This is a genomic window from Microbacterium sp. 1262, from assembly GCF_040544895.1.
In the GTDB taxonomy this organism is placed as follows: Bacteria; Actinomycetota; Actinomycetes; order Actinomycetales; family Microbacteriaceae; genus Microbacterium; species Microbacterium plantarum.
Genome location: NZ_JBEPKU010000001.1, coordinates 2,266,781 through 2,293,164 on the forward strand (window position 1 = coordinate 2,266,781; position 26,384 = coordinate 2,293,164).

The 26,384-nt window shown below is 71.5% G+C and carries 25 protein-coding genes; 14 read left to right on the forward strand and 11 right to left on the reverse strand.

Annotated elements, in window-relative coordinates; translation table 11 throughout:
• Positions 1 to 19: 19 nt before the first annotated feature.
• The gene (locus ABIC53_RS10805; protein ID WP_269267055.1) at positions 20 to 514 is read right to left on the reverse strand and encodes a metallophosphoesterase family protein; all 495 of its coding nucleotides are present in this window, start codon (positions 512 to 514) and stop codon (positions 20 to 22) included.
• A 63-nt stretch (positions 515 to 577) separates the two neighbouring features.
• Here ABIC53_RS10805 and ABIC53_RS10810 point away from each other — a divergent pair, with 63 nt between their 5' ends.
• From ABIC53_RS10810 to ABIC53_RS10820, 3 genes are all read left to right on the forward strand, one after another.
• Positions 578 to 1,417, forward strand: coding sequence for an exodeoxyribonuclease III (locus tag ABIC53_RS10810; protein WP_282501962.1), 840 nt, complete (start codon positions 578 to 580; stop codon positions 1,415 to 1,417).
• A 72-nt stretch (positions 1,418 to 1,489) separates the two neighbouring features.
• Complete coding sequence (locus ABIC53_RS10815) at positions 1,490 to 2,776, forward strand: sensor histidine kinase (protein WP_282501960.1); 1,287 nt, start codon at positions 1,490 to 1,492, stop codon at positions 2,774 to 2,776.
• 65 nt (positions 2,777 to 2,841) lie between these two features.
• Positions 2,842 to 3,486, forward strand: coding sequence for a response regulator (locus ABIC53_RS10820; RefSeq protein ID WP_112616951.1), 645 nt, complete (start codon positions 2,842 to 2,844; stop codon positions 3,484 to 3,486).
• Between the two features lie 12 nt (positions 3,487 to 3,498).
• Here the strand turns inward: ABIC53_RS10820 and ABIC53_RS10825 are convergent, their stop codons facing one another.
• Together ABIC53_RS10825 and ABIC53_RS10830 are read right to left on the reverse strand one after the other, a co-directional pair.
• The gene (locus ABIC53_RS10825; RefSeq protein ID WP_240309798.1) at positions 3,499 to 4,833 is read right to left on the reverse strand and encodes a glycosyltransferase family protein; all 1,335 of its coding nucleotides are present in this window, start codon (positions 4,831 to 4,833) and stop codon (positions 3,499 to 3,501) included.
• A gap of 74 nt (positions 4,834 to 4,907) precedes the next feature.
• Complete coding sequence (locus tag ABIC53_RS10830; RefSeq protein WP_282501959.1) at positions 4,908 to 6,719, reverse strand: glycoside hydrolase family 15 protein; 1,812 nt, start codon at positions 6,717 to 6,719, stop codon at positions 4,908 to 4,910.
• Positions 6,720 to 6,800: 81 nt separating this feature from the next.
• Here ABIC53_RS10830 and ABIC53_RS10835 point away from each other — a divergent pair, with 81 nt between their 5' ends.
• The 9 genes from ABIC53_RS10835 (at position 6,801) to ABIC53_RS10875 (ending at position 15,662) form a co-directional block, all read left to right on the forward strand.
• Positions 6,801 to 7,844 (forward strand): ABC transporter substrate-binding protein, encoded by a 1,044-nt coding sequence (locus ABIC53_RS10835; RefSeq protein ID WP_282501958.1) that lies wholly within the window; start codon positions 6,801 to 6,803, stop codon positions 7,842 to 7,844.
• A gap of 2 nt (positions 7,845 to 7,846) precedes the next feature.
• Positions 7,847 to 8,872, forward strand: coding sequence for a FecCD family ABC transporter permease (locus ABIC53_RS10840; protein WP_258524604.1), 1,026 nt, complete (start codon positions 7,847 to 7,849; stop codon positions 8,870 to 8,872).
• Positions 8,869 to 9,633 (forward strand): ABC transporter ATP-binding protein, encoded by a 765-nt coding sequence (locus ABIC53_RS10845; protein WP_282501957.1) that lies wholly within the window; start codon positions 8,869 to 8,871, stop codon positions 9,631 to 9,633. The genes ABIC53_RS10840 and ABIC53_RS10845 overlap by 4 nt, the downstream gene beginning before the upstream one ends.
• 134 nt (positions 9,634 to 9,767) lie before the next feature.
• Positions 9,768 to 10,664 carry an ABC transporter ATP-binding protein gene (locus tag ABIC53_RS10850; RefSeq protein WP_282501956.1) on the forward strand — a complete coding sequence of 299 codons (897 nt, stop codon included), beginning with the start codon at positions 9,768 to 9,770 and terminating at the stop codon, positions 10,662 to 10,664.
• A complete protein-coding gene (locus ABIC53_RS10855) occupies positions 10,661 to 11,749 on the forward strand; it encodes an ABC transporter permease (RefSeq protein ID WP_274178234.1) in 1,089 nt (362 codons plus the stop codon). Before ABIC53_RS10850 ends, ABIC53_RS10855 begins: the two co-directional genes overlap by 4 nt.
• A 171-nt stretch (positions 11,750 to 11,920) precedes the next feature.
• Positions 11,921 to 12,502 (forward strand): nitroreductase family protein, encoded by a 582-nt coding sequence (locus ABIC53_RS10860; RefSeq protein ID WP_112616103.1) that lies wholly within the window; start codon positions 11,921 to 11,923, stop codon positions 12,500 to 12,502.
• A gap of 103 nt (positions 12,503 to 12,605) precedes the next feature.
• Positions 12,606 to 13,823 (forward strand): type III polyketide synthase, encoded by a 1,218-nt coding sequence (locus tag ABIC53_RS10865; protein WP_354451454.1) that lies wholly within the window; start codon positions 12,606 to 12,608, stop codon positions 13,821 to 13,823.
• Positions 13,814 to 14,512, forward strand: a complete 699-nt coding sequence (locus ABIC53_RS10870; RefSeq protein ID WP_282501954.1) for a methyltransferase domain-containing protein — start codon at positions 13,814 to 13,816, stop codon at positions 14,510 to 14,512. Before ABIC53_RS10865 ends, ABIC53_RS10870 begins: the two co-directional genes overlap by 10 nt.
• Positions 14,505 to 15,662 carry an FAD-dependent oxidoreductase gene (locus tag ABIC53_RS10875; protein ID WP_282501953.1) on the forward strand — a complete coding sequence of 386 codons (1,158 nt, stop codon included), beginning with the start codon at positions 14,505 to 14,507 and terminating at the stop codon, positions 15,660 to 15,662. The genes ABIC53_RS10870 and ABIC53_RS10875 overlap by 8 nt, the downstream gene beginning before the upstream one ends.
• A 4-nt stretch (positions 15,663 to 15,666) precedes the next feature.
• On the opposite strand, the gene ABIC53_RS10880 is transcribed toward ABIC53_RS10875, so the two are convergent.
• The 5 genes from ABIC53_RS10880 to ABIC53_RS10900 all read right to left on the reverse strand — a co-directional run bounded on the left by ABIC53_RS10880 (position 15,667) and on the right by ABIC53_RS10900 (position 22,381).
• The gene (locus tag ABIC53_RS10880; RefSeq protein ID WP_274178230.1) at positions 15,667 to 16,491 is read right to left on the reverse strand and encodes a UbiA family prenyltransferase; all 825 of its coding nucleotides are present in this window, start codon (positions 16,489 to 16,491) and stop codon (positions 15,667 to 15,669) included.
• A gap of 79 nt (positions 16,492 to 16,570) precedes the next feature.
• Positions 16,571 to 18,799 (reverse strand): ATP-dependent Clp protease ATP-binding subunit, encoded by a 2,229-nt coding sequence (locus ABIC53_RS10885; RefSeq protein ID WP_282501952.1) that lies wholly within the window; start codon positions 18,797 to 18,799, stop codon positions 16,571 to 16,573.
• 64 nt (positions 18,800 to 18,863) lie between these two features.
• Positions 18,864 to 19,862 (reverse strand): helix-turn-helix domain-containing protein, encoded by a 999-nt coding sequence (locus ABIC53_RS10890; protein ID WP_282501951.1) that lies wholly within the window; start codon positions 19,860 to 19,862, stop codon positions 18,864 to 18,866.
• 261 nt (positions 19,863 to 20,123) lie between these two features.
• Positions 20,124 to 21,230, reverse strand: coding sequence for a glycosyltransferase (locus tag ABIC53_RS10895; RefSeq protein ID WP_282502629.1), 1,107 nt, complete (start codon positions 21,228 to 21,230; stop codon positions 20,124 to 20,126).
• 2 nt (positions 21,231 to 21,232) lie between these two features.
• A complete protein-coding gene (locus tag ABIC53_RS10900) occupies positions 21,233 to 22,381 on the reverse strand; it encodes a glycosyltransferase (RefSeq protein WP_439117189.1) in 1,149 nt (382 codons plus the stop codon).
• 251 nt (positions 22,382 to 22,632) lie between these two features.
• Here ABIC53_RS10900 and ABIC53_RS10905 point away from each other — a divergent pair, with 251 nt between their 5' ends.
• On the forward strand, positions 22,633 to 23,226 hold the full coding sequence (locus ABIC53_RS10905; protein ID WP_282501950.1) for a hypothetical protein: 594 nt from the start codon (positions 22,633 to 22,635) through the stop codon (positions 23,224 to 23,226).
• Between the two features lie 82 nt (positions 23,227 to 23,308).
• Entirely contained in the window at positions 23,309 to 23,947 is a 639-nt protein-coding gene (locus tag ABIC53_RS10910) for a hypothetical protein (RefSeq protein WP_282501949.1), read from the forward strand.
• A 268-nt stretch (positions 23,948 to 24,215) separates the two neighbouring features.
• Here ABIC53_RS10910 and ABIC53_RS10915 read toward each other — a convergent pair whose 3' ends face one another.
• The 3 genes from ABIC53_RS10915 to ABIC53_RS10925 all read right to left on the reverse strand — a co-directional run bounded on the left by ABIC53_RS10915 (position 24,216) and on the right by ABIC53_RS10925 (position 26,384).
• Positions 24,216 to 24,659 carry a heat shock protein transcriptional repressor HspR gene (locus ABIC53_RS10915; RefSeq protein WP_282501948.1) on the reverse strand — a complete coding sequence of 148 codons (444 nt, stop codon included), beginning with the start codon at positions 24,657 to 24,659 and terminating at the stop codon, positions 24,216 to 24,218.
• 91 nt (positions 24,660 to 24,750) lie between these two features.
• Positions 24,751 to 25,755, reverse strand: a complete 1,005-nt coding sequence (locus ABIC53_RS10920) for a DnaJ C-terminal domain-containing protein (RefSeq protein ID WP_112616079.1) — start codon at positions 25,753 to 25,755, stop codon at positions 24,751 to 24,753.
• Positions 25,756 to 25,766: 11 nt separating this feature from the next.
• Positions 25,767 to 26,384: a nucleotide exchange factor GrpE gene (locus ABIC53_RS10925; protein WP_274178225.1), complete on the reverse strand. Its 618-nt coding sequence runs from the start codon at positions 26,382 to 26,384 to the stop codon at positions 25,767 to 25,769.

Below are 26,384 nucleotides of genomic sequence, written 5' to 3' on the forward strand. Positions count from 1 at the left end.
CCCGGCCCGACGCCGTCGCTCAGACCACGACGAGGTCGACATCGCGCAGCTCGCCCGCGTCGACCGTGAGCGTGAGGAACGTCTTGTGAGGCTGGCGACGCCGGTCGGTGGGCGAGCCCGGGTTGAGCAGCCGGAGTCCGCGCGGGGTCGTCGTGTCCCACGGGATGTGGCTGTGGCCGAAGACGAGCACGTCGTCATCGGGGTAGACGGCGTCCATCCGTCGCTCGCGCCCCGCCGCGGCGCCGGTCTCGTGCACGACGGCGAACCGCACCCCCTCGATCGTTCGACGCGCCACCTCGGGCAGTCGCGACCGCAGGTCGGCTCCGTCGTTGTTGCCCCACACCCCCAGCACCTCGCCGTGCCGCTCGAGCTCGTCGAGGACGGATGCCGCGACCCAGTCCCCCGCGTGCACGATGAGGTCGGCCGCGTCGGCCGCGGCGAGCACGGCATCCGGCAGGGCCCGCGCCCGCCCGGGGACATGCGTATCGGCGATGAGCAGCAATGTCGTGGCCATCCCCCGACGGTATCCGGATGCCGCGCAGCGGGCGAGGTCCGAGCCGCCGAATAGGCTGGGGGCATGCGTCTTGCCACCTGGAACGTGAACTCGATCCGCGCTCGCGTCGACCGGATCGTCGGCTTCGCGGTGAACGAAGACATCGACGTCCTGGCGATGCAGGAGATCAAGTGCAAGCCCGAGCAGTTCCCGATGGAGCAGTTCGAGGCGGCCGGCTACCACGTCGAGCTCCACGGCCTGAACCAGTGGAACGGCGTCGCGATCGCCAGCCGCGAGCCGATGACCGACGTGCAGATCGGGTTTCCCGGGATGCCGGGATTCCTCAAGGGCCACGAGGGCCCCGACGCGCCGCAGGAGGCGCGGGCCATCGCCGCGACCGTCGGCGGCGTCCGCGTCTGGAGCCTCTACGTCCCGAACGGCCGGTCGCTCGATGACCCGCACTACGTCTACAAGCTCCACTGGTTGCAGGCGCTCGAGCAGTACACGCGCGACACCCTGGCCGCATCCCCCGGCCTCCCCCTGGCGCTCACCGGCGACTTCAACATCTGCCCCACCCCCGAGGATGTCGGCGACCCGACCCTCGTCGAGGGCGTGACGACCCACGTCTCGGCGCCCGAGCGCGCCGCGTTCCAGGCGCTGCTCGACGCCGGCCTCTCCGACACCGTGCGCCCGCTGGTGCCGACCGGCTTCACCTACTGGGACTACAAGCAGCTGCGGTTCCCCCGCAACGAGGGCCTGCGCATCGACTTCATCCTCGGCTCGTCCGCGTTCGCCGATGCCGTCACCGACGCCGCCATCCACCGCGATCAGCGCAAGGGCGAAGCGCCGAGCGATCACGTCCCCGTCGTCGTCGACCTCGACCTCGACGGCGACGACGATGACGACCGTCCGATGATCTTCTGATCGTCGCGACGGCCGTCCGGCTCCCCCGCTCGGGGGATGTCGCACCCCTGCGCGCACCGTAGCGTGGAGGTCATGTCCGTGGCCTCCCCCGTACCCGACGAGCGTCTCGCCGCGACCCCCGAGCAACTGCGCAACGACCTGTGGCTCGCCGCCGCGCTGCTCGTGAGCGCGATCCTCAGCACCTGGCTCGGCAGTGTCGCGCAGGTCTGGGGCGACGACTCACCGCACCTCGGCTGGGGCCTGCTCTACAGCGTGGCGCTGACGGCACCGCTCGCGCTGCGTCGCCGCATCCCCGAGGTCGCGCTGATCGTCGTCGCTGTCGTCTACTTCGTCGGCATGTCGGTGCACATCCCCGAGATGTACGTCGGCAGCATCGCCCTCTTCATCGCGATGTACTCGGTCGGCGCGTGGGTCGTCGATCGGCGGCGGGCCCTCATCGTCCGCGTCGTGGTCATCATCGGCATGTTCTTCTGGCTGCTCGCGGCGATGTTCCAGGCGGCCAGCGAACAGGGCAGCGACAGCGCCGCGGAGTTCTCGCTGTTCTCCCCCGTCGCGGCGATGATGATGCTGCAGTTCCTCTTCAACGTCGTCTTCTTCGCCGGCGCCTTCGCGTTCGGCGAGCGCGCCTACGCGGGCGCGCTCAGCCGCGAGGAGCTCGAACAGCGCACGCGTGAGCTCGAGCACGAGCGCGAGATCACCGCGGCGCAGGCGGTGGCGCTCGACCGCGTCCGCATCGCACGGGAGCTCCATGACGTCGTGGCGCACCACGTTTCGGCGATGGGCGTGCAGGCCGGCGCCGCGCGCACGGTGCTCGATCGCGATCCCGAGGCGGCGCGACGCGCGCTCACCGTGGTCGAGGAATCGGCACGGGCGTCGCTGACGGAGCTCCGCCAGCTGCTCGAGACGCTGCGGACCCCGGATGCCGCAGCACCGCACGATTCGACGCTGCGGCTCGAGGCGATCGCCGAGCTGGTCCGGTACTCGGAGGAGAACGGGATGCCGACCACCTTCACCGTCGTGGGCGAACCGGTCACGGCGTCCGAGGTCGCTCAGGTGAACCTCTACCGCATCGCCCAGGAGGCGCTCACGAACGCGCGCCGCCATGGCGGGCCCGACGCGCGCGCCGACGTGCGGCTGCGCTTCGACGGCGACGAGATCGAGCTCGAGATCGCCAATGACGGCCGCGTGCGCTTCGGGGCGACGCCGGGCCTCGGCCTCGTGGGCATGCGGGAGCGCGCGGCGGCATCGGGCGGCTGGCTCGAGGCGGCACCCCGTCCTCGCGGCGGCTTCCTCGTCCGGGCCCGTGTTCCCGCGAGCGCGCGGTCGTCCCAGCCGAGCGCCGAGGGGGTTCCCGCGTGAGCACGACCACCACGCCCTCGCCCACCACGCCCACGTCGGTGGTGCTCGTCGACGACCATGCCGTCATGCGGGCCGGTTTCCGCATGATCCTCGAGGCGAGCGGCGACATCGCCGTCGTGGGCGAGGCCGGCGACGGCGCGGAGGCCGTCGAGACGGTCGCACGCCTGCAGCCGGACGTCGTCTTCATGGATGTCCAGATGCCCGTCCTCGACGGACTCGAGGCGACCCGCCGCATCGTCGCCGACCCTCGCAATTCCAGCGCGGTCGTCGTCGTGACGACCTTCGACCGCGACGACTACCTGTTCCAGGCGTTGCAGGCCGGAGCCAGCGGCTTCCTGCTGAAGAACGCGGGACCCGAGGAGCTCGCCGCCGCCGTGCGGGTGGCTGCCGCCGGTGACGCCCTCCTCGCTCCGGAGGTCACCCGACGGGTCATCGAGCGCTTCGCGGGCGGCCCACCCGACGCGACCTCCGCGACCACCGAAGCACCCGCCGCGCCGCAGGCGTCGACTCCCGCCGATCACGGCCTCACCGAGCGGGAGGCGGAGGTGCTGCGCCTCCTCGCGCGGGCGCTCAGCAACGCCGAGATCGCGCGAGAGCTCTTCATCGGCGACGCCACGGTGAAGACGCACGTGTCGAACATCCTCATCAAGCTCGGCGCACGCGACCGCGTGGCCGCCGTCGTCCTGGCCCACCGCAACGGCTGGGCCTGACCAGCCGCGAGCTCAGGCCGGGTCGGAGACGGGCGAGAGCGAGGGGCGCGGCACGGGCATCGAGAGGGGCCGCACCGCGCGCGGCATCGCGATGCGCCAGAGCGCCTGGATGCTCCAGATGAACAGTGCGACCAGGAGCACGTTCCGGGCGAGAAGCAGGCTCGCCGCGAACGGGTCGGCGTGCACGAGCGGCATGTAGAAGATCGGGAAGACGAGCGTCGTCAGGAAGCTCGTCACCGCCATCCACTTCGCGGGCGTCCGCCACCGCTCGGGGTCGATGAGCAGCCCCACGACGACGATCGGGGCGAGCCACAGCATGTACTGCGGAGAGCCGACCTTGTTGAAGACGATCAGCGCGGCGGTGAGGGCGAAGGCGCCCAGCACCATGAGGCGACCCTCCGCGCGCTCGACGCGCTGGGCGCCGGCGACCCAGGTCATCCGGGCTCGCACGAGCAGCAACGCGATCGCGGCGAACGCGGCGATCATGAGCCAGCCGACGACCTCGCCGGCAGCCATCGCCCCGTGCCCGATCACCTCGCGGGTGGCGAGCTCGTAATTCTGCTGGATGCGCGCTCCGGGCAGCTCCCAGATCGTCGCCCACACCCACGGCGTCGCGACGGGCGCTTCGAGCTGCGGGGCACGAGTCCCTTGGATCGTGAGGAAGCTGAAGAGGTTCGATGCGCCCCCGGCGAGAACCACCGCGATCATGATGACGACGCTCGCCACGCCACCGCCCACGGCGACCCACCAGCGGCTCCGGCACACCGCGACCACCGCAGCCGCGATGGCGGCCGGCCACACCTTGATCCAGGTGGCGAGCGCGATGAGCGCTCCGGCGACGACGGGGCGCCGCGAGACCCAGACGAGTCCCGCGATGGCGAGCGGAGCAGCGAACCCTTCCAGGCGCAGCATCGACACGGGGGCGAGGAGCAGGATGCTGAGCAGCCAGTACCAAGCGGCCGGATAGGCCGAGCGACGTTGCAGCCGCGCGCCGGCGATCGCGGCGAGCGCGAGCCAGTTGGCGCCGGCGAGCATGAGCAGCCAGACGAGCTGGTACAGGTAGGGGCCCAGCGCGATCGGCGCGACGATCGGCAGCAGCGCGCCCGCCGGGTACACCCACTCGAAGTCGATGATGGGCCAGGTTCCCTGCACGGCATCCTGCGCCCACTGCCGGTACAGCGGGAGGTCGCCCTCCGTGCCGCCCGCGATGATCAGCGGCAGGAGGGCGAGGATGTAGGCCGCGTGGAAGGCCACGAAACCGGTGACGAGACCCCGACGGGTTCGGCCGAATGCCGCCAGTCGCTGGCGGCGCGTCGGGCGGCGGGGGGATGCCGGAAGAGACGTCACCCGGGCATCATAGGCCCCGCGCATATCTGCCCGATGAACGCCGAGGTGGCCGCTGTGGCGTACCGCCGGCCGGCTCAGCGCCGGTGCGCCGCGCGCCCGCCGTGCCCCGCCAGCGCATCGGCTGCGCCCACCAGCGCGAGGTGCGACAGCGCCTGCGGCGTGTTTCCCGCCTGGCGCCCGTCGGTGACGTCGTACTCCTCCGACAGGAGCCCGACGTCGTTGGCGAGTCCGCACAAGCGGTCCATGAGCCGGGTGGCGTCGTCGATGCGTCCGGTCGCCGCGTACTGCTCGACGAGCCAGAACGAGCAGGCGAGGAAGGGATGCTCGGTGCCGGCGAGACCGTCGACGCCGGCCTCGGTGCGGTAGCGCATCACCAGGCCGTCGCGCAGCAGCGTGCTCTCGATGCGCGCGACGGTCGCGAGCATGCGCGGATCGTCGGGAGCGCAGAACCCGACGGCCGGAAGCAGCAGCAGCGACGCGTCGACCTCGTCGGTGCGGAAGTGCTGCGTGAAGTGCCCGCCCGCGGCATCCACGCCCTGCTCGTCGATCTCGGCGCGGACGCGGTCGCGCAGGGCCCGCCAGCGATCGGGATCGCCGCTCAACCCGTGCTCCTCGACGGCGCGGACGCCCCGATCGAGGGCGGCCCAGATCATCGCCCGCGAGTGGGTGAACATCTGCGGTTCACCCCGGATCTCCCAGATACCGTGATCGGGCCGGTCGAGCCAGGCGACGACCTGATCGAGCAGTGCCCGCTGCAACGCCCACGAGAACGAGGTCTCGGTGACGCCGGCGAGCCGGGCGGCCTCGAGGGCGACCATCACCTCGCCGATGACGTCGGCCTGATACTGGTCGACCGCGCCGTTGCCGACGCGCACCGGCGCGGACCCCGCGTAGCCGGGCAGGCTCTCCAGCTCGCGCTCGGGCAGGTCGCGCTCGCCCGCGATGCCGTACATGATCTGCACGTCGGCGGGATCGCCCGCAACCGCCCGCAGCAGCCAGTCGCGCCAGCGCGCGGCCGCCTCGAGATAGCCGTGCGAGATGTAGGCCTCGAGAGTCAGGGCAGCGTCACGCAGCCATACGTACCGGTAGTCCCAGTTGCGCGAACCACCGAAATCCTCCGGCAGAGAGGTCGTCGCGGCGGCGACGATGCCGCCCGTCTCGGCGTGGGTGAGCGCCCGCAGCACGAGCATGGAACGCAGCACCCGGTCGCCCCACCGCCCGCCGTCGCGGATGCGCCGCGCCCAGGTCGTCCACCACCCGCGCGTGCGCTCGAGGGCGCCGTCGACGTCGAAGGGCTGCGGGATGTCGCGGTACGAGGCCTCCCAGCGGAGCACCGAGTCGACGGTGCGCCCCGCCTCGACACGGAACTCGCCCCGGTGCATCGTGTCCCGGGCGACGAGCCGCGGCCCGCGCAGCGTGACGGCATCCGGCCCGGCCACCGCGAGCAGGACGCCCATCGGGCGGGCATCCGACGTGTCGGCCGCACCGATCTGCCGCACCCAGGGCACCGCCCGCGCATAGTCGAAGCGCAGCCGCACCTCGCTCACGAAGTCGACTTCGCCCGCGACACCGACGACGCGCCGGACGACCGCATCGACCCCGTCGAGGACCGGCATGAACTCGTGCACCTCGGCGACACCGGCGGCACACTCCCACCGGGTCACGAGCACGAACGTGTCGCCGTCGTAGCGCCGCGTCGCGGTCGCGTCCGGGTCGCGTGGCCGCAGGCTCCAGCATCCGTGCGAGCTGTCGCCGAGCAGGGCGCCGAAGATGGAGCCGGAGTCATAGCGGGGAAGGCACAGCCAGTCGAGGTCGCCCCGGTCGGACACGAGCGCCGCACTGCGGCAGTTGCTGAGGAGGGCGTAGCGCTCGATCGGTGCGGGCATGCTCGCATCATCGCGGTCGGGGGTCGGATCCGCCAACACGGCGATTCGCGGATGCTGGTTAGGCGAGGCTATCCTTCTGCGGTGCGTCATCGTCTCCTCGCCAGTCTCGCCATCGTTCCGCTGGCCGCTCTCGCTCTCGCGGGCTGCGGCGCATCGGAGGTCGTCCCGGCCGGCGCGGCCGCCCCGGCCGGCAACGGAGAGACGTCCTACCCCCTGACGATCGAGAACTGCGGCCGCTCCATCACCGTCGACGCGGCGCCCCAGCGCATCGTCTCGCTGGACCAGAACTCCACCGAGATCCTGCTCTCGCTCGGGCTGGAGGACCGCATCGTGGGCACGGCGTCGTGGACCGACCCGATCCTTCCCTCGCTCGCCGAGGCGAACCAGAACGTGCCCCGCCTGGCCGACAACGCCCCCACCTACGAGGTCACGCTCGGCGCCGACCCCGACTTCGTCACTGCCTCGTTCGGACGACACTTCACGCAGGGCGGCGTCGCGACGCGCGACCGGTTCGACGAGACCGGGATCGGCAGCTACCTCTCGCCGACCGACTGCGACAACGGCGTCAGCATCAACGGCGGTGGCACCCGCACCACCCCGCTCACCGTCGACGCGCTCTATCAGGAGATCACCGAGCTGGGTCAGATCTTCGACGTCTCCGATCGGGCCGAGGAGCTCGTCGACGATCTGCGCTCGCGCGCTGCGGCCGCGACAGAGGGCCTCGACGCCTCGGGCGCCACCGTCGCCTTCTGGTTCGCCGACACCAAGACCCCGTACGTCGCCGGCGGGCTCGGTTCGGCTGCGCTGCTCGCGGCGACCACCGGGTTCACCAACGTGTACGCCGATGCCGACGACGACTGGCCCGCGACCACCTGGGAGGACCTCGTCGACCGCGATCCGCAGGTGCTCGTCCTCGGCGATCTGCAACGCGATCGCTTCCCCGGCGACCGGCTCGACGACAAGATCGCGTTCCTCGAGTCGGATCCCGTAACGCGCACGATCGATGCCGTGCGCAACAAGCGCTACATCGCGCTGCATGGCGCCGAGCTCAACCCTTCGATCCGCTTCGTCGACGGGCTCGAGAAGATCGAGAGCTGGATGGACGAGCACCGGGACGAGCTCTGAGCGTGCGCACCCGCGGCCCCGTCGCCACGGCCGGGTTGCTCGGGGGCGGCATCCTGCTGCTCGTCGTGTCGGTCGGCGTCGCGATCACCCTCGGCCCGGCCGACATCCTGCTCGTCAACGTCCGCGACATCGTCACCAACCACCTGGGCCTCACCGACATCCCCGTCAAGACCGCGAAAGACGCGATCGTCTGGGAGGAGCGACTGCCCCGCGCGCTGGTCGCCGCGGCGTGCGGTGCGGGGCTCGGGCTCTGCGGCGTCATCATGCAGTCGCTGCTGCGGAACCCCCTCGCCGAGCCGTTCATCCTCGGCATCTCGTCCGGCGCCTCGACCGGGGCCGTCGCGATCGGCGTGCTCGGCCTCGGCGGTGCCGCGCTCGGCCTCTCCGGCGGGGCCTTCATCGGAGCGCTCGTCGCTTTCGCGGTGGTGCTGCTGCTCGCACGCCTCGCCGGGGGCGGGAACGACCGTGTCGTCCTGGCCGGAGTCGCGAGCACGCAGCTGTTCTCGGCACTCACCTCTCTCGTGATCTTCGCGTTCGCCGACGCCGATGAGACGCGCGGGGTCATGTTCTGGCTCCTCGGCTCGCTCGAGGGCATCCGCTGGGACGACGTCGTGCTGTGCACCGTCGTCGTGGCGCTGGGCTCCCTGCTGTGCCTGCGCTACGCCTCGGCCCTCGACGCCTTCGTCTTCGGCGATGAGGTCGCGGCCTCCCTGGGCATCCACATCGCACGCACGCGCGGCATCCTGCTCGTCACGACCGCGCTGATCACGGCCACCCTCGTGAGCGTCGCCGGCGCGATCGGCTTCGTCGGCCTCGTCCTGCCCCACATGGCACGCCTGCTCGTCGGGTCGCGCCACGGGCGCCTCATCCCCACCACGATCGTCGCGGGGGCGATCTTCATGGTGTGGGTGGATGCCGGCTCGCGCGTCGCCTTCTCGCCTACGCCGCTGCCCGTCGGCGTCGGGACCGCCCTGGTCGGCGTGCCCGTCTTCATCGTTCTGCTCGCCCGCCGGAGGAACCGCGCATGACCCTCGCCGCACGCGACGTGTCGTGGACGCGCTCGGGCACGCTCGTCGTCGACGGCGTGAGCGTGCACCCCGAACCGGGTCAGACCCTGGGCCTGCTCGGCCCGAACGGATCGGGCAAGTCATCGCTCCTGCGCCTGCTGCACGGGCTCGTTCGGCCGACCGCGGGCCTCGTGACCCTCGATGACGAAGACCTCTCGTCGCTCAGCCGGCGCCGCGTCGCGCGGACCGTGGCCGCCGTCACGCAGCACGCCGACACGGAGGTCGACATCACCGTGCGCGAGATCGTGCGCCTCGGGCGCATCCCGCACCGGACGACCTTCGGCGGCGACCCGGCGGCCGATGCCGCGGCGGTCGATCGCGCCCTGGAGCACGTCGGCCTGGCTGATCGGGCCGACCGCATGTGGCACACGCTCTCGGGCGGCGAGCGCCAGCGCGCGCAGATCGCCCGCGCGCTGGCGCAGGAGCCGCGCGAACTGCTGCTCGACGAGCCCACCAACCACCTCGACATCCGTCATCAGCTCGACCTGCTCGAACTCGTCTGCGACCTGCCGGTGACGTGCATCGTCGCGATCCACGATCTGAACCTCGCCGCGATGTACTGCGACGCCGTGATGGTGCTGCAGTCGGGCCGGGTCGTCGCCGCGGGCGCCCCCGCCGAGGTGCTGACCGCCGAGCTCATCGCCGACGTCTACGGCGTGGCCGCCGAGGTGCGCCCGGACGCCCGCGACGGGCATCCGGTCATCACGTTCCTGCGCCGCTGACGGGGCCCACCCACCCCGCTCCCCCCGCACGGCTCCCCCGCCGGGCGGGGCGTACTCCGCCACGATCCGCCGTACGGGGGATCCGCCCGACCCCGCCCGCTCCCTAGCGTGGAGTCATCGGCTAAGGAGGCGGAATGCTCGAACTGAGCGGCATCACCAAGAACTACGGCACGCACCGCGTGCTCGACGACGTGGGGTTCCGGGTGCCCGATGGGCGCCTGACCGGTTTCGTCGGCGGCAACGGGGCGGGCAAGACCACCACGATGCGCATCATGCTCGGTGTCCTCTCGCGCGACCGGGGCGAGGTCACCCTCGACGGCTCGCCGGTGACGGCCGCCGACCGGCGCCGCTTCGGGTACATGCCCGAGGAACGCGGGCTATATCCCAAGATGAAGGTGCTCGAGCAGATCGTCTACCTCGCCCGACTGCATGGATTCTCGAAGTCGGATGCCACGGCGCGCGCCCGCGCCCTTCTCGAAGAGCTCGGACTCGGCGAGCGCCTCAACGACAACATCGAGACGCTGTCGCTCGGCAACCAGCAGCGCGCGCAGATCGCCGCCGCCCTCGTGCACGACCCCGAGGTCCTGATCCTCGACGAGCCGTTCTCGGGGCTCGACCCCCTCGCCGTCGACGTCGTGGCGGGCGTCCTGCAGACGCGGGCCGCCCAGGGCGTCGGCGTGCTGTTCTCGTCGCACCAGCTCGACGTCGTCGAGCGCCTCTGCGACGACCTCGTCATCATCGCCGGCGGAACCATCCGCGCTGCCGGCACCCGCGACGGGCTCCGCCGCGAGCACCAGGGGCACCGCTACGAGCTCGTCTCGACGGGAGATGCCGGCTGGCTCCGCACCGAACCGGGGGTCGAGGTCGTCGAGTTCGACGGCGGCTACGCCCTGTTCGACGTCGATGCCGACGAGACCGCGCAGCGCGTGCTGCGCCGGGCCGTCGAGCACGGCGACGTCGCGAGCTTCACGCCGCGGCATCCGTCCCTCGCCCAGATCTTCACCGAAGTCATCCAGGAGGTCGCCCCGTGAGCGCCGCATCCCCCTCATTCGCCCAGAGCACCTGGCTCGTCGCCGAACGCGAGATCGGCTCGAAGCTCCGCAGCAAGTCGTTCGTGATCTCGTTCGCCATCCTCTTCCTCGGCGCGCTCGCGCTCGTGATCTGGGGCGGCTTCTCGGCGGGGAACGACAGCGGCTCGCCCGTCGCGGTGACCCCGGACGCGGCCTCGTACGTCCAGAACGCGCCCGGCCTCGACGTGAAGGATGTCGCCGACCGGGCGGCCGCCGAGAGCGCCGTGCGCGACGGCGACGTCGACGCCGCGGTCGTCGCCGACGCGTCCGCGCCGAGCGGATACGTCGTCATCGGCGACACGTCGGTGTCGAACACCATCCTCCTGTCGCTCGCGCAGCTGCCGAAGGTCGAGCTGCTCGACCCCTCCGGCGACGCCGGCTTCCTCGGCTACATCGTCGCGATCGGGTTCGGCGCGATCTTCTTCATCTCGGCGCAGACCTTCGGTGCCACGATCGCCCAGTCGGTCGTCGAGGAGAAGCAGACGCGCGTCGTCGAACTGCTGATCTCGGCCGTGCCGGTCCGGGCGCTGCTCGCGGGCAAGGTGATCGGCAACACGGTATTGGCGATGGGGCAGATCCTCATCCTCGCCGCGGTAGCGGTGATCGGGCTGACGGTCACGGATCAGACGGCGCTGCTGACGGGCATCGGCGCCCCCATCGCCTGGTTCGCAGTGTTCTTCCTGTTCGGCTTCGTGCTGCTCGCCGCGCTCTTCGCCGCCGCCGCCGCGATGGTCTCGCGGCAGGAGGACATCGGAGCGACGACGACGCCCCTCATCCTGCTCGTCATGGCGCCGTACTTCCTGGTCATCTTCGCGTGGAACAACCCGCTGATCCTCGGGATCATGTCGTACGTGCCCTTCTCGGCACCGGTCGGCATGCCGATGCGCCTGTTCCTCGGCGACGCGCTGTGGTGGGAGCCGCTGCTGTCGCTCGCGATCCTGCTCCTGACCTGCGTCGGGGCGATCCTCGTCGGCGCCAAGATCTACGAGAACTCGCTCCTGCGCATGGGAGCCCGCGTCAAGCTCGGCGAGGCCCTGCGCCGCTGACCCGGCCGCTGCGGGGCCGCCCGCCCTCCCGCCGCATCGCCGTCCTCCGGGTTCACGCCCGGAGGACGGCGATGAGTTTCTCGTGACGGGGAATGTCGGCGAACGCGCCGTCGTTCGCACGTGGCGGGACGATGGAGTCCGACGCTGTCCGCACGAACCCGGGAGAATCCCATGTCCCTCATCGAAGAGCGCGTCGCCGAGACCGACGCCCCCGTCCTCGACATCCTCGCCGCCCGCTGGAGCACGCGCCTGTACGACGAGGTCTCCCCCGTCGACGAGGACGCCCTCGCCAGCGCCCTCGAGGCGGCACGCTGGGCCCCGTCGGCCTTCAACGCACAGCCCTGGCGCTTCGTCGTCGCTCGTCGCGGCACCCAGACCCACGAGAAGGTCGTGTCGACGCTCGTCGAGTTCAACCAGGCCTGGGCCGGCCCCGCGGGCGCCCTCATCGTCTTCATCGCGCAGACCGAGAACGACGGCAAGCCCGTGCCCACCGCGCTCTACGACCTCGGCCAGGCCGCCGCGCACTTCACCGTCCAGGCCCACGCCGACGGCCTGTACACCCACCAGATGACCGGGTTCGATGCCGCAGCCCTCGCCGAGAAGCTCGGCATCGAGGCCCCGTTCACGCCCGTCACCGTCATGGCCGTCGGCGACCTCGGCGACATCGACGCCGCCCCCGCCGCCGTGCGCGAGCGCGAGCTCTCGCCCCGCACCCGCCGGCCCGTGGCCGAGTCGGTCGTCATCGACGACTGAGCCCGCCGGCAGCGGTTCGCACGGCGGCGGCCGCACCATAGACGAGGTCTGTGAGGTGCGACACCCCGGCGCCGCGGCGGTGCCGCACCGGTTATCGTCAAGCATGACCGCCCGCATCCTGTCGATCGGCACCGCCGTGCCGCCGGCCGTGCTTCACCAGAACTCCGTGCGCGACCTGTTCGCCGCACAGCCCGGCATCGGACGGCTGTCGCAGCGTCTGGTCCGCGCGGCGTTCGACGCCTCGGCCATCGAGACCCGGCACACCGTGCTGACCGATCTCGCCGAGGCGCTCGAGCCCGGTGGCGCGCGATCGGATGCCGCCGGCCCGGCCGCCGGCGACCCGGCATCCCTTCCCGTCATCTCCGACGACGGGGCACTGCTCTCGCCCTCGACGGGCACACGCAACGACACCTATATCGCCCTCGCCCCCGAGCTGTCGGCGCGCGCGGCGCGGGAGGCCCTGTCTGCGGCATCCGTCGCGCCGGCGGAGATCACTCACGTCGTGACCGTCTCGTGCACCGGCATGTACGCGCCGGGTCCCGACTACCGGCTGGTGCGCGACCTCGGCCTTCCCACGACCGTCGAGCGCTACCACCTGGGGTTCATCGGCTGCGCGGCCGCCGTCCCGGCCCTTCGGGCAGCGGCACGCATGTGCGCCGCCCAGCCCGACGCCGTCGTGCTCGTGGTCTGCGCCGAGCTGTGCACCCTGCACTTCCGGGTCGCCGACGACCCCGACCAGATCCTCGCGGCATCGCTGTTCGCCGACGGCGCCGCGGCGGCGGTCGTCAGCGCAGACCCGGCGCGTCGCGGAGAGCGGTGGCTCGACCTCGATCGGTTCGCGACCGCGGTGACCGACGACGGTGAGCGCGACATGACCTGGACGATCGGGGACGCCGGCTTCGAGATGGTGCTGACGGCCGAGGTGCCGCGCATCATCGGGCGCGAGATCCGCGCCGCGGTGGCCGAGGTGATCGGCGACGGCCGGGTCGACACGTGGGCCGTCCACCCGGGCGGCCGAGCCGTCCTCGACCGCGTCGAATCGGGCCTCGACCTGCCGTCGGATGCCCTTGCGGCGTCGCGTGCCGCGCTGCGGGACTACGGGAACATGTCGAGCGCGACGATCCTCTTTATCCTCCGCTCGCTCCTCGACGCAGACACCCTGCGCGACGGCGAGACGATCGCGACGCTCGCGTTCGGCCCCGGACTCACGATGGAGGCCGCGCTCCTCACGGCAGGAGTCGCCGCTGGAGCCGACACCGGCGTTGCGGAGAAAGCGTCGACGGATGCCGTGCGGGCGGAACCCGTCGCATCGTGGACCTGAGTCGTCGCGACGTCGAGCTGCGCGAGCTGATGGACGACCCGGACTGCGATCCGGAGGCCCTCGCGCAGACGCTCCGCCGCTTCGACCTCGTCAATCGCGCCGTGAGCGGCTGGGGAACGGTATGGCGGCGGCATCTGCGGCCCGCCCTCGCGCGTCTGGATCGACCCGCCCGCGTGCTCGACATCGGATCAGGCGGTGGCGACGTCACCGCGCGGCTCGCGCGGCTCGCGGAACGGGATGGCCTGGACGTCGGCTGGGTCGGGATCGACCCGGATCCCCGCGCCCTCGCCGTCGCGCGCGAGCGCAGCCGGCCCGACCTGGAGTTCCGCAGCACCGACTCGACGGCGCTGCGGGCGAGCGGCGAGCGCTTCGACGCCGTCATCTCGAACCATGTGCTGCATCACCTCGGCGAGCCCGAGCTCGACGCCTTCATCGCCGACTCGCTCGCCCTGTCGCGCGGCATCGTGCTCCACGCCGACATCGAGCGGGGGCGCGCGGCCTACGCGCTCTACGCGGCGGCCATCCTGCCGGTTCAGCACGGGACCTTCCTGCGCACCGACGGGCTGCGCTCGATCCGCCGCAGCTACCGTGCCCGAGAGCTGCGGACGACGCTCGCGAGTCGCGGCGAGTGGCACGTCGTCCGCCCCGCGCCGTTCCGCGTGCTCGCCGTGGGAGCGGGGCGTGCCTGACGTCATCGTCGTCGGCGCTGGCCCGGTGGGGATGCTGCTGGCGGCCGAGCTTACGCGGCGGGGTGTCGACGTCACGGTGCTCGAGCGCCGCGAACGCGGCGGCGACGGGTCGCGGGCGATCGGGCTGCACGCTCCCGTCCTCGCCGCGCTCGAGGAGGGCGGTGCGACCGACCGCATCCTCGAGGACGCGGTCCGTGTCTCGCGCGGCGAGGCCCGCAGCGACGGAACACTGCTCGGCGTCGTCCGATTCGATCGCCTGTCGGTGCGGCATCCGTATGTCGCCACCCTCCCGCAGGCCCTCACCGAGCGCGCTCTCGCGTTCGGTGCGCCGTCGCCGCTGCGTGGGGTCGCCGTCACCCGCGTGACACCGGGGCCGGCCGACGTACGGGTCGAGACGTCCGGTGCTCGCGGGGCCGGCGAACTGTCGGCGCCGCTCGTCGTGGTCGCCGGAGGCGTCGGCGCACGCGAGCTCGTGTTCCGGCCGAACGCCGTGAGACGCACGAGCTACCCCGACCGGTACCTCATGAGCGACGCCGACGTCCCCGGGAGACCCGATGCCGACGTCGCGGTGGTTCACCTCGCGCGAGCGGGGGTGCTCGAGTCCTTCCCCCTGCCGGGAGGCCGACGCCGCTTCGTCGCCTGGGACGAGCCGCCCGGGCAGGATGACGGCGGGTTCGACGAGCCGGATGCGCGGCTGCGGCGGCTGCGCACGGCGATACGGGAACGGGGCGAAACGGATGCCGCAGAGGCACTGACCGGCGCGACGGGGTTCCGCGTGCGACGTGTGCTCGCACCGGCCCTGCGTCGCGGCCGGGTGACGGTGATCGGCGACACCGCACACGAGATCAGCCCGATCGGAGGACAGGGGATGAACCTCGGCCTCCTCGACGCGGCGACCCTCGCGCCGCTGCTCGCTGCCTGGGTCCGCAGCGGCACCGAGCCCGCTGCTGCCCTAGCACGATGGGAGCACGATCGGCTGCGTTCGGCCCGCACGGCGGGACGGCTGGCGGCGGTCAACATGCGTCTCGGCCGCCCGGTGAGTGCGGGCGCGGACGCCGTGCGCACTCGGATGCTCGGGCGCGTGCTCGCCGCGACCGGCTCCCTGGTCCCGAACGCCTATGCGATGGGGCTCGACGCCGCTGCTCGCTGAGTTCTCAGCGCAACGAGCCCGCAGCCACCACCAGCTGCGCGGCGAGCACGAGAGCCGCGGCCATGACGAGGCGGAAGCCGGTGCGGTCGGGACCGCGGAGCCGCATCCGCACCACCACCGCGACCGCGAGCACCAGCACCACGCCGAAGAACAGCCACGGCAGGACTCCCTCGCTCCGCCCGCCGATGAGCACGGCGATCGCGGCGACGACGATCCCGGCGACAGCGATGATGATCGATACCGGCGCTCCGAGGCGATGCGGCAGCCCCCGCACACCGGTGTCGCGGTCGTCGTCGAGGTCGGGCAGGACGTTGGTCAGGTGCACCGCCGCCCCGAGCGCAGCACCCGCCACAGCAGCGAAGGGCGCCGCGAGCGTCGGATCGGGTGACGAGAGCGTCGCCAGCGAGGGGAAGAGACCGAAGCTCACGAGGAAGGGCACGACGGACACCGGCGTCGACTTCAGCCCGAGGTTGTACGACCAGGCCGACACGATCGTCACGGCGTGCGCGAGCAGCATCCCCCATCCGAGCGCCGCCGAGAGAGCGAGCGCGATGACGGCGGAGCCCCCGGCCGCGATCCAGGCCGCACGATTCGAGACCTCACCGCGGACGAGAGGCTTGTCGGTGCGGCCGACGGCGCGGTCGCGTTCACGGTCGATCGCGTCGTTGGAGATGCCGATCGAGAGCTGACCGAAAAGCACGGATGCCACCAGCACCGCGAGCCGCCAGGGCTCGAGCCCGGCCGCGAGTCCGAGCGCCAGAGCCAGAGCCGTCACGACGACCGAGGGCCCCGGGTGTGAGGCGCCCCACAGGGCCCGGATCGCACGCATGCGTCCACACTCTCACGTCAGGGTCATCGGCTCCGACGGGGTTGCGCGCCTCGGCGTCGTGGGCAGGCCGCCGCCGCGATCAGTCGTCGAGCAGCTCGGCCTCGATCACGTCGTCGTCCCCTCCGGCGGCTGCCGGCGCGGCAGGCTCCGCCGCGGGACCGGCACTCGTCAGCACGAGCGCCGAGCCGTCGGCGGCCACGTCGACCCGGACGATGTCGCCGTCGCGCACCCTGCCCGACAGGATGGCCATGGCGAGGCGGTCCTGGATCTCGGACTGGATGAGGCGGCGCAGCGGCCGGGCTCCGAACACCGGGTCGTAGCCGCGCTCGGCCAGCCACGCGCGCGCATCGGGGGTGACCGCGAGCGAGAGACGCCGGTCCTTGAGGCGCCGCTGCAGCGCGTCGACGGAGAGCTCGACGATCTGTGCGAGGTCGTCCTGGCTCAGCGCCTCGAACATCACGGTGTCATCGAGACGGTTCAGGAACTCGGGCCGGAACGCCTGGCGCAGCAGGATCTGCACCTGCTCGCGCTTCTGCTCGAGGCTCAGCGTCGGGTCGATGAGGATCGGCGATCCGAGGTTCGAGGTGAGGATCAGGATGACGTTGCGGAAGTCGACCGTCCGGCCCTGGCCGTCGGTGAGGCGGCCGTCGTCCATGACCTGCAGCAGCACGTCGAAGACCTCGGGGTGCGCCTTCTCGACCTCGTCGAGCAGCACGACGGAGTACGGGCGGCGGCGCACGGCCTCGGTGAGCTGGCCGCCCTGCTCGTAGCCGATGTACCCGGGAGGGGCACCGACGAGCCGCGACACGGAGTGCTTCTCGCCGTACTCCGACATGTCGATGCGCACCATGGCGTGTTCGTCGTCGAAGAGGAACTCGGCCAAAGCCTTGGCGAGCTCGGTCTTGCCGACACCGGTCGGCCCCAGGAACAGGAACGAGCCCGTGGGCCGGTTCGGGTCGCTGATGCCCGCTCGCGAGCGACGCACGGCGTCGGCGACGGCCTTGACGGCGGTCTTCTGCCCGATGAGGCGCTTGCCGAGCTCGGACTCGAGGCGCACGAGCTTCTCGGTCTCCCCCTGCAGCAGGCGCCCGACGGGGATGCCGGTCCAGGCGGCGATCACGGCGGCGATGTCCTCGTCGGTGACCTGTTCGTTGACCATCCGCTCGGGCCCGTCGACGGCGGTCTCGGCGCGCTCCGCTTCGACGACCTCGCGTTCGAGCGCCGGGATCTCGGCGTACAGAAGCCGCGATGCCTTCTCGAGGTTGCCCTCGCGCTGCGCGCGCTCGGCTTCGACACGAGCCGCGTCGAGACGCGTCTTGAGGTCGCCGACGCGGTTCAGCGACGCCCGCTCGCGCTCCCAGCGCGCCTGCAACTCGTCGAGCTTCTGCTGCTCGTCCTTCAGCGTCGCACGCAAGGCGTCGAGACGCTCGCGCGAGGCGGCATCCTTCTCCTTCTTGAGCGCGAGCTCCTCGAGCTTCAGCCGGTCGACGTGCCGGCGCAGCTCGTCGATCTCGAGCGGCGCCGAGTCGATCTCCATGCGCAGGCGCGACGCGGCCTCATCGATCAGGTCGATCGCCTTGTCGGGCAGCTGGCGGGCCGGGATGTAGCGGTTCGAGAGGGATGCCGCGGCCACGAGCGCACCGTCCGAGATGGCGACCTTGTGGTGGGCCTCGTAGCGCTCCTTGAGCCCGCGGAGGATGGCGATGGTGTCCTCGACGCTCGGCTCGCCGACGTAGACCTGCTGGAAGCGGCGCTCGAGCGCGGCATCCTTCTCGATGAACTCGCGGTACTCGTCGAGGGTGGTCGCACCGATGAGGCGGAGCTCACCGCGGGCGAGCATGGGCTTGAGCATGTTGGATGCCGCGACCGAGCCTTCGCCGCCGCCCGCGCCCATGAGCACGTGCAGCTCGTCGATGAAGGTGATGATGCGGCCGTCGGACTCGGTGATCTCCTTGAGCACGCTCTTCAGGCGCTCCTCGAACTGACCGCGGTACATGGCGCCGGCCACGAGCGCGGAGATGTCGAGCGAGACGAGCTCTTTGTTCTTGAGGCTCTCGGCGACGTCGCCCGCGACGATGCGCTGAGCGAGGCCCTCGACGACGGCGGTCTTGCCGACGCCGGGCTCGCCGATGAGGACGGGGTTGTTCTTCGTGCGGCGGGTGAGCACCTGGCTGACGCGGCGGATCTCGCTGTCGCGCCCGATGACCGGGTCGAGCTTGCCCTGCCGGGCACGGTCAGTGAGGTTGATGCCGAACTGCTCGAGGGCGCTCTGCGCCTCCTCCTGTCCGGGCTGCTGTGTGGCGTTCATATCTCTCCTGAAATCTCTCGGCTCAAACTTGAGCCTGTGTGACTCAAGTTTATCACCGTGTCGTTCAGGACGCTACGGCCTCTGCCGCAGCCCCGGCCACCGACGCCGCCTCGGGCGTACAGGCGAAGCGGGCGCGGTACGCCGAGGGGCTGAGCCCGAGGGCGCGCGCGAAGTTCTGCCGCAGGACGGAGGCCGAGCCGAATCCGCTGTCGGCCGCGATCTGGTCGAGCCCGAGGTCGGTCCGCTCGAGCAGCCGCTGCGCCCGCAGGATCCGCTGCCGCCCGAGCCACGCCGCCGGGGTCGTCCCGTAATCGGCCTTGAATCGGCGCGCGAACGTCCGCGGCGACATGTGCGCGCGCGACGCGAGCAGATCGACGGACAGATCGAGGTCGAGGTTCGCGATCATCCAGTCGGTGATGGGCGCGAGCGACAGCGATGCCGCCTCGGGGAGCGGACGCGCGATGAACTGGGCCTGCCCGCCGTCGCGGAGGGGCGGCACGACCATCCGCCGGGCGATCGTGTTCGCCGCCTCGGCCCCGAGCTCGATGCGCAGCAGGTGCAGGCAGGCGTCGAGCCCCGCCGCGGTACCCGCAGACGTGATGATCCGGTCCGACTGCACGTACAGCACGTCGGGGTCGACCTCGATGCGCGGGTACATCTGCGCCATGGTCTCGGCGTAGCGCCAGTGCGTCGTGGCGCGCTTGCCGTCGAGCACACCGGATGCCGCGACCACGAAGGCTCCGCTGCAGACGGTGAGCACCCATGCGCCGCGCTCGACCGCACGTCGGACGACGGCTGTGACGCGGTTATCCACGGAGTCCCAGCTCTCGCGCGGGATGGGAGTGATGACGACCAGATCGGCCTCGTCGGCGAACTGGAGTCCCGCGTCGACGTTGAGTGAGAACGGGAGATTGGCGGGGACCGCCCCCGGATCGGGTGCCACCACCCGGAAGTCGAAGTTCGGGATGCCCTCGTCACTGCGGTCGAGACCGAACGCCTCGCACGCGAGACCGAACTCGAAGGGCGCGAACCCGGGCTGGACGACGCAAGCGACCGTGTGCATGGCAGGATTCCTCCGAATACCGTCTCATCCGCCAGTATCGGCAGGATAACGCTCATCGTAGCGTTTCTGCCATGCCTTCCGACATCCTTCTTCTCGCACTCGTCCTCCTCGTGATCGCCGCCGTGACAGGCACGCTCGCGGTGGTCGCACGCGACGGCTACCGCCGCGTCCCCACCGACCCGACACGCGTGCCGCCGGCAGAGGAATCGGCGCCCACACACCGCGAGCGCGAGCGGTCACCGCGCCGGAGCGCGGTCGCCGTCAGCGGTCGCGGCGCGCGCGGGCGCGACGGGATGCCGCGAGCAGTCGCGACGCCGATTCCGCCCAGGTGAATCGGGAGATGTGCGCACGACCCGCCGCGACGAGCGCCGCGCGGGCGGCATCGTCATCGAGTGACTCGACGGCCGCGGCGAAGGCTCGCGGGTCGCGCGGCGGCACGTAGAGCGCGCCGTCGCCGCCGACCTCATGGAAGATCGCCATGTCGCTGACCACCGCGGGCACCCCGAGCGCCAGGGCTTCCGCGATCGGCAGCCCGTACCCCTCGTCGAGGCTGAGTGTCGCGAGCATTCCCGCATCGGCGAGGAGCGCGGCGTACTCGGCATCCGTCACTCCGCCGTGGAAGATGATGCGGGCACCGCCGGGCGCGAGCTCCTCGAGCTCGGCGCGTCGACCGTCGGAGATCCGACTCAGCAGGTGCAGCGTGCGGCCGGGCAGCCACTGCATCGCCCGGACGAGCGTCTCGACGTTCTTGTAGGGCATGAACGAGCCCATGTAGACGATGTTCTGCGGCTTCGCAGCCCCGGGCATGGCCGTCGCGGGCGCCAGCTCGGCGAGACGCTGCGGAGCGTTGGGCAGCACCACCACCTCGCGCTTGGTCAGCTTGACGTCGGCGAACTGACGCTTGCTCGTCTCGCTGACCGTCGCGACGACGTCTGCGGCGTTCAGCGTCGCCCGCTGCGGCGCATACGAGAGGTGGAAGAGCCGCCAGCCCAAGCGCACGAACCACGGCAGATCGCGGGGCGGTGTGCGGTGCCGGTAGTAGATCGTGTCGTGCAGCGTGAGGATCAGCGCGAACCGCCGACCGAGGGCCCCGATCGTCTGCATCGGCGAGTAGACGACGTCGGGTCGGTGCCGGTTCAGCCGCAGCGCCGCGAACGGCTCGAGCATGGAGGTCGGCGCGTGCAGCGTGACGTGCGGCGCCCCTGCCGGGAGGAACGGCAGCTGCGCGGGGTCGTGCACGATGAACGTGACCTCGACACCCTCGGCGGGCGCCGCCGCGAACAGCGCGTGAGCGAGCTCATGGGAGAAGCGGCTGATGCCGTCGTGGAAATCGGTGCGGATGTAGCGCGCGTCGAAGAAGAGCCGCATCGTCACGCGTCGAGCGGCTCGCCGCGGTAGAGCTTCTCGAACGTGTCGAGAGTGCGCTCGATGTCGTGGATCTCGACGCCGTCGAGTGAGGCCTGCTGCATCCGCAGGTACTCCTCGGGAGAGGCGGTCAGCACGCGCCGCAGCTTGTCTGCGAGGTCGTCGACGTTGCCGGGCTCGAAGAGGTAGCCATTCACACCCGATTGGACGAGGTGCGGCAGGGCGACGGCATCCGCCGCCACGACGGGCAGGCCCGAGGCCATGGCCTCCATCGTCGCGATCGACTGCAGCTCGGCGATCGAGGCGATCGCGAAGACGTCGGCCCGCGTGTATGCCGCGCGGAGGTCGGCCTCGTCGGTGCGCCCATAGAACGTGACGCGGTCGGTGATGCCGAGCTGCTGCGCGGTCTGCTCGAGGTTCCGACGCTGGTCGCCGCCGCCGACGATGTCGAAATGGACGTCCAGCTCGGGGGCGAGCTTGGCGACCGCCTTCAGGGTGACCTCGACGTGCTTCTCCGTCGTGAGGCGCCCGACGAACAGGATGCGGCGGTGCTCGCGCGGAGTCAGGTCGGGGGTGTAGTTGCGCTTGTCGATGCCGCAGCTGATCGGGATGACGCCCGAGATGTCGATCGTGTCCTCGAGGAACTGCGCGGCCTTGCGCGTCGGGGTGGTCACGGCGCGCGACATCAGGAACGTGCGCTTGGCGTCGTCCCAGCAGAGCTTGATGATGATCTTGTCGAGGAACGGCGGCAGCGTCGTGAAGTCGATGACGTTCTCGGCCATGACGTGGTTGGTCGCGACGACGGGGATGCCGCGCTTCTTCGCCTCGCGCGTGAGTCCGCGGCCGATGACGATGTGCGACTGGCTGTGGACGACGTCGGGCTTGACCGAGTCGAGCACGCGCCGGGCGTAGTGCTTCGAGCGCCAGGGCAGCACGAAACGCAGCCAGTCGTGCGGGTACCAGCGCCACCCGGGGAGGCGGTGGACGGTGAGGTCGGCACCCTCGATGTTCTCGGTGAAGACTCCCGACTGGGAGTGCTTCACGCTGGGGGTCACGACGTGCACGTCGTGACCGCGGGCGGCGAGGCCGGCGGAGAGGCGTTCGGCGAAACGGGCGGCTCCGTTGACATCGGGGGCGAACGTGTCGGCGCCCATCACGATGGTCAGGGGCGCGCGAGAACTCTCGGCGGGAACACCCTCGGTCGTCGTGGATTCGGTCACGGGTCAGGCCCAATCTGTACGGCGGCGTGCCGCCGGCTGTGGCCGACGCGGCGGCCCCGAGCTTACCCGAGCGGTATAGGGGCTCCCGGGAGGCGGCACGGCGTTGGGGGAAACCGACTCGGGCCGCGTCGGACGCTGCGCGCGACGCCCCGCGCGCACCCAGGCGGCATCCCTAGGCTGGGGTCATGGCCCGACTCGAAGCCGATGCCGATCCCGCCCGCTGGGTTGCCGTCACCGAATCGTTCGGATTCTCCGGACGCCGCGCTCGCAAGCGCGCGATCGGGATGCTGCTGAGCCAGGCGAACGCCGCGATAGGAGCGGCGCCCCGCCCCGGTGGACGCTTCGCCGCGTGGGCCGCGAGCCAGGCGGTGCCGATGCTCATGCGCCGAGCCGACGGGCGCGTGCGAGCGTGGATGTGGAAGGCCGACCCCGAGCTGCTCGTCGTCCTCGCGCAGATGCAGGAGGCGACCCCGCAGGTGCGCACCGCGCGAGCGATGATGCCGATGGAGTACGACGACACCGAGGACTTCCGCTCCCCCTACCTCGGGGCGGGCGAGAAGCTCGTCATGACGCTGCCGCCTCACCCGCGGACTCCCCCGTTCGTCTCGTACACCTGGGACACGGGAACCCATCTCGTCACGCTGTCGGCCGTGTGCAGCGACCGCGAGCGCGTGGGGACGGTTCTGGAGGAGCTCGATCACCTCGCCCGCTCGCTCCGCGTCGTCGACGACCTGACCCTCGACGAGTCCGCCAACACGCTGCGCCTCCCACCCGCCTGACCCCGCCGACTTGCCCCCGCCGACTGGCCCCCCCCCCCCCCCCCCCGCCTGATCGGCGGCCGTACTGCGCGTCGTCGAGCCGGTGCTGCTGACCGTCGTACTCCAGGAGCACGCGCCGCTCGACGTCGACGAGGTCGCCATAGGCCACGAAGCGCCCGGCCTCATCGCGGATGACCGCGTTGACCTCGAAGGTGGTCATTCCGAGGTCTTCGGCGTCGAGACGCAGCTCCGTCTCCGCAACCGAGTCGGTGCGTTCCCGGCAGCGTTCGTACGCGAGTCGGAGCGCGCGTACGCCGCGCCGACCGGACCACTCCGCCACCGCTCCACGGAGCTGCTCGATCGACAAGACAGGATCATGCCTGCGCATAAGGGAGTCTGCCGAGATGACGAGCTCGCGTTCGTCCATGAGCTCGGCCGATTGGCACCAGGCGACGGCCGGGTGCGCGATCGGAACGGGTCCGAATCGCCACAGACTCGCCGCGGCAGCTTCGTGCCCGCGCACCCCGACACCACGGGCACGCCCGAGCGGTCGCGGCGCTGCGACATCCACCTGCGCGCGCAGCCGCCCGGGGATCCAGCCGCCGACGAGAGCCACTGCCGTGGCATGACTGATGTGCTCGCCCGCGCGCAGTTTCGGCAGATAAGCGGTCACCAGCGCGCGCACGTCCGTCACGGGCGCACGCGAGCGGATGCCGTGGAAGGGCGCGGCCAGGTCGGCTGAACGGAGTCTGCCGCGCGTCACTCCGGTCGCGCGCGCCCTCCCGACCGTGAAGGCACCCGGCAGCGCCTCGGGGAGTTCAGCAGGAGTGCGTGCCACCCGTCCAGGCTGTCGGCCCTCCGCACCCACCCCGAGATCTCCCCAGCCCGTTCGACATCCGACCTCCGTCGCGCCGCCTGTGCAGGACCCCTGCCCACATCCCCGCCCCACGCTCGAACCGACCCGAATGGTCGGTGCGCGCGTCGGATAACGCCCCTTCGCGTCGGGTCGGCTACGACTGCGCGGGCGGGTCGGAGGGGCGGCGGTAGAGCACGACCTCGGTCGCCCGGCGCACGCGCGCACCGTGACGCAGGGTCACGACGGCACCCGTGGCGCCGGCGGCGAACACTCGCGCGCCGGGGCGCTGCTGCATCTCGTCGCGCAGACGCTGCTCGAGGTCGCGCACCTCGCGGCGGAGTCCCGCGACCTCGTTCTCGAGCTCCAGGATGCGTGCGATGGCGGGCAGGCTGATGCCCTCCGCCGACATCCGCGCCACTTCTCGCAGCTGCCGGATGTGGCGCAGCGAGTATCGACGCGACCCTCCCTGCGTGCGCCCGGGCACCACGAGGCCCAGCCGGTCGTACTGCCGGAGGGTCTGCGCGTGCATGGCCGCGAGCTCCGCCGCGGCCGCGATCGCGAAGATCGGGGCGTCCTCGTCGATGTCGTCATCAGCCATGGTTGGTCACCTCCTGGGCGTCGAGAGTGTCGTCGGGCGACCCGCCGCGTCCGCCCGAGGGGATCGGATGCGACGGGTCGAGACGAATGTGTCAGCCGCGCGCCTTGTTCATCAGGTCGGCGCGGGGGTTCTCGCGGGGCTCGACCTCCGCGAATCGTTCGAGGGCCGCTCGGGCCTCTTCGTCGAGATGCGCGGGAACGGCGACCTGGACCTCGGCCAGCAGATCGCCCGTGCCCTTCGACGTGCTCACGCCGCGCCCCTTGACCCGCAGGACGCGGCCCGACGGGGTGCCGGGCGCGACCCGGAGCTTGACGGGGTCGCCGCCCAGCGTCGGCACCTCGATCGTGGCGCCGAGGGCCGCCTCGGTGAAGGTCACCGGGACCACCACGCGAAGGTTGAGTCCGTCGCGCGTGAAGACCGGGTGCGGCCGGACCGTGACGCTCACGACGATGTCACCCGATTCACCGCCGTCCGGCGAGGGACGCCCGCGACCGCGGAGCCGGATCTTCTGCCCGTCCTTCACACCCGCCGGGATCTTCACCTTGAACGGCTTGCCGTCCTCGCCCTGGAGCGTGACGGTGTCACCGCGGACCGCGGTGGCGAAGTCGAGCGTCGTCCGTGCGGTGACGTCCGCACCGCGCTGCGGGCCGCCGAAGCCCTGGAAGCCCCCGGTCGAGCGGCCGAAGCCGCCCGACCCGAAGCGGCTCGACCGCCCCGTCTGCTGGTTGAACATCGCGAAGATGTCGTCGAAGTCCGCGCCGCGAGCTCCGGCACCGCCTCGCGCACCCTGGTTGAAGGCGCTGAAGACGTCCTCGAAGCCACCGGCGCCCTGGCCACCCGCGGTGAAGCGGGCGCTGCCCGACCCCATCGCCCGGATCTGGTCGTACTCCGCGCGCTGCTCCTTGTCGGAGAGCACGGAGTACGCCTCGCTGATCTCCTTGAACTTCGCCTCGGCCGCGGGGTCTCCCTGCGTCGAGTCGGGGTGGTACTTGCGCGCGAGCTTGCGGTAGGTCTTCTTCAGGTCGGTGTCGGAGACGTCTTTGGAGACGCCCAGCACCTTGTAGAAGTCCTTGTCGAACCAGTCCTGACTGGCCATGTCGTTGCCTCCTATTCGGCCGGCACCGCGACGACGACCTTCGCCGGACGCAGCTCGATGCCGCCGAGGCGGTAGCCGACCTCGACGACCTCGAGGATCGTCGGCTCGGCCGTGCCCGGGGTGGGCGCCTGGAAGATCGCCTCGTGCTGCTGCGGGTCGAACGCGTCGCCGGCGGCGCCGTAGGACTCGACGCCCAGTCGTGCCACCACCCCGCGGAGCTTGTCCGCGATCACCGCGAGCGGCGATCCCTCGACGAGGTCGCCGTGCTTGTCGGCACGGTCGAGGTCGTCGAGCACGGGCAGCAGGCCCTTCGCGACCGAGCCCTTGGCGCGCTCGATCTCAGCCTCGCGCTGGTCCTCGGTACGCCGACGGTAGTTGGCGTACTCGGCCTGCACGCGCTTGAGGTCGAGCAGCAGGTCGTGCTCTTCGGCGGGTGCTTCCGCGACGGCGGCCTCGTCGGACTGCGTCGCACCGAGGATGTCGTCGATGGTCAGTTCGTCGTCCGCAGCCGCGGCATCCGATGCTCCGGGGGCCCCGTGCGCGTCGGGGCCGGACGCCTGGGCGTCCGACCCCTCCTCGCCGAGGACCTCGTCATCGCCGTGCGGCTCTTCGAAGTCCTTGTCGGTCAT